The sequence below is a fragment of the Shigella sp. FC1967 genome (assembly GCF_001743005.1).
GTDB lineage: Bacteria > Pseudomonadota > Gammaproteobacteria > Enterobacterales > Enterobacteriaceae > Proteus.
In genome coordinates this window covers 1-4000 of record NZ_MIIZ01000730.1, presented here as the reverse complement: position 1 = coordinate 4000, position 4000 = coordinate 1, and the positions used below count along the sequence as shown (strand labels likewise).

Below are 4000 nucleotides of genomic sequence, written 5' to 3'. Positions count from 1 at the left end.
AAAACGCTTATGCCATTGAGGATGCTGTTGCTCTTGCTGATGCAACTCAACAAGGTAGTTACGAAGCGCTGGAATACCTTCACCAGAAGGGGCTGAAGTGACAAAAATATCAGGTTGTTGCCAGCCTAAATTGGCTAATACATCGATTGTTTGTGAACGAACTTCTTCTATTCGCTCAGGTGTAACGCGATCGGCTTTGGTGAGAATAACGGTAACTTGAGGACAGCCAGCAAGACGTAAAATAGAAATATGTTCGATGGTTTGTGCCATAACGCCATCGTCACAAGCCACAATTAATAGTGCATGAGAGATCCCACCAACACCTGCGAGCATATTTGAAAGGAATTTCTCATGGCCAGGAACATCCACAAAACCTATTGAGGTTCCATCATCTTGACGCCAATAGGCATAACCTAAATCGATGGTCATGCCGCGCTTTTTCTCTTCAGGTAAATGGGTCGTATCTACCCCAGTAATGGCCTGTATAAGAGTGGTTTTTCCGTGGTCTACGTGACCTGCTGTCGCAAAAATCATAGTAAAAGTGCCTGTATTAATGCATTTTCATCCTCAAGACAGCGCAGATCAAGCCACAGGCGACCATCAGTAATTCGACCAATAATTGGCTTTTCTAAATTACGCCAATGCGCAGCTAGCGCATCTAACTGGCTACCTTTTCCATCTTTGGCTTCAAAGGTCAGTGCCGCACTTGGCAAACTTTCAATAGGTAATGAACCACTGCCTATTTGAGAAGCACATGAGGATACCGTGATATGGTAGTTATCCCCATAATATGCCTGAAAATGAGGCAATAACCGTTGCGCCATATCATTAATTTCTGTTTGTGTCCGCGTTAACAAACGTAATGTCGGGATCTCAACCGCCATTTTTTCAGGTTGTTGGTAAAGGCGTAATGTGGCGCCTAAAGCCGCTAATGTCATTTTATCAACACGTAATGCACGCTTTAAAGGATGGCGTTGAATAGCCTCAATCCACACTTTTTTACCTAAGATTATCCCAGCTTGTGGGCCACCTAATAATTTATCGCCCGAGAAGGTAACAAGGTCGATACCTTGTTGCAGATAATCTTGAGGCATTGGCTCGGAAGGTAAACCTAAGGCGGCTAAATGAGTCATTGAGCCACTGCCCAAATCGATAGCGGTGGGTAAATTCATCTCTTTGCCAAGCGCGGCAAGTTCGTCGCCATGGACTTCTGCTGTAAAACCTTGAATACAATAATTGCTCGTATGAACTTTCATTAGCAAACCGGTATTTTCATTAATGGCGTTACGATAATCTTTAAGGTGAGTACGGTTTGTTGTTCCCACCTCTTTGAGTGTACAACCTGCTTGTGTCATCACATCAGGGATACGAAAAGCGCCACCAATCTCTACTAATTCACCACGAGAAACAACGACCTCTTTATGAGGTGCAACCGTTGCGAGCATCAATAAAACAGCCGCGGCATTGTTATTAACGATACAAGCATCTTCTGCCCCCGTTAAGTCACATAACAAATCTGCGATCGCGCGATCGCGGTGTCCTCTTGAAGCCCCATCAAGAGAATACTCTAAGGTTGCAGGTGATCGCATAACTTGGCTAACCGCTTCAATGGCGGATTCTGCCATTAATGCACGCCCTAAATTAGTGTGTAAAACAGTGCCTGTTAAATTGAAAACAGGTCTAATTGAGGATTTTCGTTGTAATGTAATACGATTTTTTAATTCATCTACCCAATGATTATGCCATTGGGGTAACGTGTTTTTTTGGCGAATAATGATACGCGCTTCTTCTTGTAACTTTCGTAAATGCTCTGCAATAAATGTCTGACCATAAGAAGCCACTAAGGCTTGGATGTCTGCTTGGTGCAGTAATTTATCAATAGACGGTAGTTGACTATAAAGTGAGCGCATATCATTTGTCATTCTAATACCTAATTATCATTCGTTCGGGAACAGGAATGGATTAATGCTACTACGAGCAAAGCCTTCTTCTTCCATTTTTGCATCAAGAACAATAGAGGCTAAATCGTCAGCGACAGCATCCACATTGGCATCTTTTTCTTGATATAAAATTTTCAGATAGCTTCCACAATCACCACAGCTTTCTGCTTTTACTGGGGCATTTTCGCTGTCTAAAGACCAGTAATTTAATTTACCCGTTAATTCACAGTTGGTGCATTTAATGCGTACAACATGCCACTGTGTTTCACATAAATTACAGTGTAAATAACGTAAACCTTGTGTTGTGCCGATTTGTACCATGCTTGCCACAGGCATACTGTTACAAACTGGGCAAAATTGACGATTTTCACCGTATTCTGTCTTGGCTTTACCTGGAATATTTGCCGCTAATTGTGCCCAATAAAGAGACAATGCTGCCCAAATAAAGACAGATTTATCTGCTGAGACTTTTGAATATTCATCATTAAGTAATGCTGTTGCCATCTCTTCTAATTCAGTTTCAGAAGCTTTAGAAAGATTTTCTAAAGTGATAGTGGCACTTTCAGGCACAACGGGACGTAATTCAGCAATAATTGAAGCTAATAAAGCATGCCAATGTTTACTGCGTTTGAATGTTTTTCTATCTAAAGGCGCGGCACCGATTTGCTGTGTCATAAGTGGAGCAAGATCGATGATGAGTGGATTGTCATGAAGTGCTTTTTCTTGAGCCTTGACAATTTCTGCCGCAAATTCAAGGTAGTCTGCAAAAGGATTATCTTTTGCTAGTGCTTGAAAACGTTCTGCACGACGTTGATAAAGGTTTTTCAGATTCGGGAATAATACGGGAGGAATAAAACTAATCCCTTTTTCTGATGGTTCTTTACCTAATTGCTCTTTAGGAACGATGCGAATACTCATAACGTTCTATCTTCCTATTATCATAAATTTTATAGTGAATACCCACAGGGTTTGGTTTCAGAATAAATCAAAAGCAAACATGAAGCCATGACAGTGGGTAATAATAGCGTGATTTTATTGTTTTTTACGTCTTAAAAACGGGCGTAAAGTGAATAAAAAACGAGGCTGATCAAGCCTCCGTTTGTTCAGAAATAGACTTTAGAGTATTATTTCTCTGACTGCTTTTCGGCTTCTTTTTTCTCTTCTTCGAGAATTTCACGATACCAACGAGGGTGGTGCTTTTTAGCCCAGCCACGCGTTACCCAGCCTTCAATCATGCTACGAATTGACCCTTTCACCCAGAATGCCGCATAAGCGTGAACAAATACGGTGATTATCAGTAAAATTGCTGATAATGAGTGAACTAATAAGGCAATTCTAATCACTGGGATCGAGAAATACTCGGCGAAATAAGGACGCCAAATGATAATGCCACTGACGGTCAGTAAGATTAGACTGATACTTAACATCCAGTAAATGCCTTTCTGACCTAAATTGTAGTGACCGATATCGCCAGCTTCTTCATTTTGTAGCACTTTATGAATATTTTTAGCCCAGACTAAGTCATCTTTATCGATAAAGTTATACTTCAAGTATCTGAAGAACATAAAGATAAAGAGAATTGCCATAGCACTACCCACAAATGGGTGTAACAGACGCGACAATTCTGGTGTTCCTAAAATATTCATGAACCAGTTCAGAGATGGGAAGAAGAAACCCAATCCGCTGATTGCTGTGAACAGAAAGACAATCACAACAACCCAGTGGTTTATACGCTCTGATGCGGTATGGCGAAGAATTTTATCACCTTTCTTCTTCATCATTTCTGCTCCTCCTTCTTCACAGAGGTCTGTGTTTTAGAAGATGCTTCCATCTCTTTGAGTGCTTCTTCTTCATCTTCTTCAGTGGTACGGTTTGGACCGACACCTAAATAGTGGAAAATAGCACCTGCGAAGGTTGCGGCAAAACCAACAGCAGCCAAGGGTTTCCAAATACCTTTCCAGAATTTAACGGTAGAGCTAATTTCTGGGTTTTCTGGTAAACCGTGGTACAGATTGGGTTTGTCAGCATGATGGAGAACATACATTACGTGTGTACCCCCC

Annotated in this window: 5 protein-coding genes; all 5 read right to left on the bottom strand. The window is 41.3% G+C overall.

Annotated elements, in window-relative coordinates; all coding sequences use genetic code 11:
• Window positions 1-534: selenocysteine-specific translation elongation factor (selB, locus tag BHE89_RS11325; RefSeq protein WP_128860489.1), on the bottom strand; the 534-nt coding region annotated here is incomplete at its 3' end.
• Window positions 531-1922, bottom strand: a complete 1392-nt coding sequence (gene selA / locus BHE89_RS11320; protein WP_069367375.1) for an L-seryl-tRNA(Sec) selenium transferase — start codon at window positions 1920-1922, stop codon at window positions 531-533. The genes selB and selA, both read right to left, overlap by 4 nt.
• A 15-nt stretch (window positions 1923-1937) precedes the next feature.
• Entirely contained in the window at window positions 1938-2858 is a 921-nt protein-coding gene (fdhE, locus tag BHE89_RS11315) for a formate dehydrogenase accessory protein FdhE (protein WP_069367374.1), read from the bottom strand.
• A gap of 206 nt (window positions 2859-3064) precedes the next feature.
• On the bottom strand, window positions 3065-3721 hold the full coding sequence (fdoI, locus tag BHE89_RS11310; RefSeq protein ID WP_069367373.1) for a formate dehydrogenase cytochrome b556 subunit: 657 nt from the start codon (window positions 3719-3721) through the stop codon (window positions 3065-3067).
• On the bottom strand, window positions 3718-4000 hold a 283-nt coding region (locus BHE89_RS11305; protein WP_286146078.1), incomplete at its 5' end, for a formate dehydrogenase N subunit beta transmembrane domain-containing protein. The genes fdoI and BHE89_RS11305, both read right to left, overlap by 4 nt.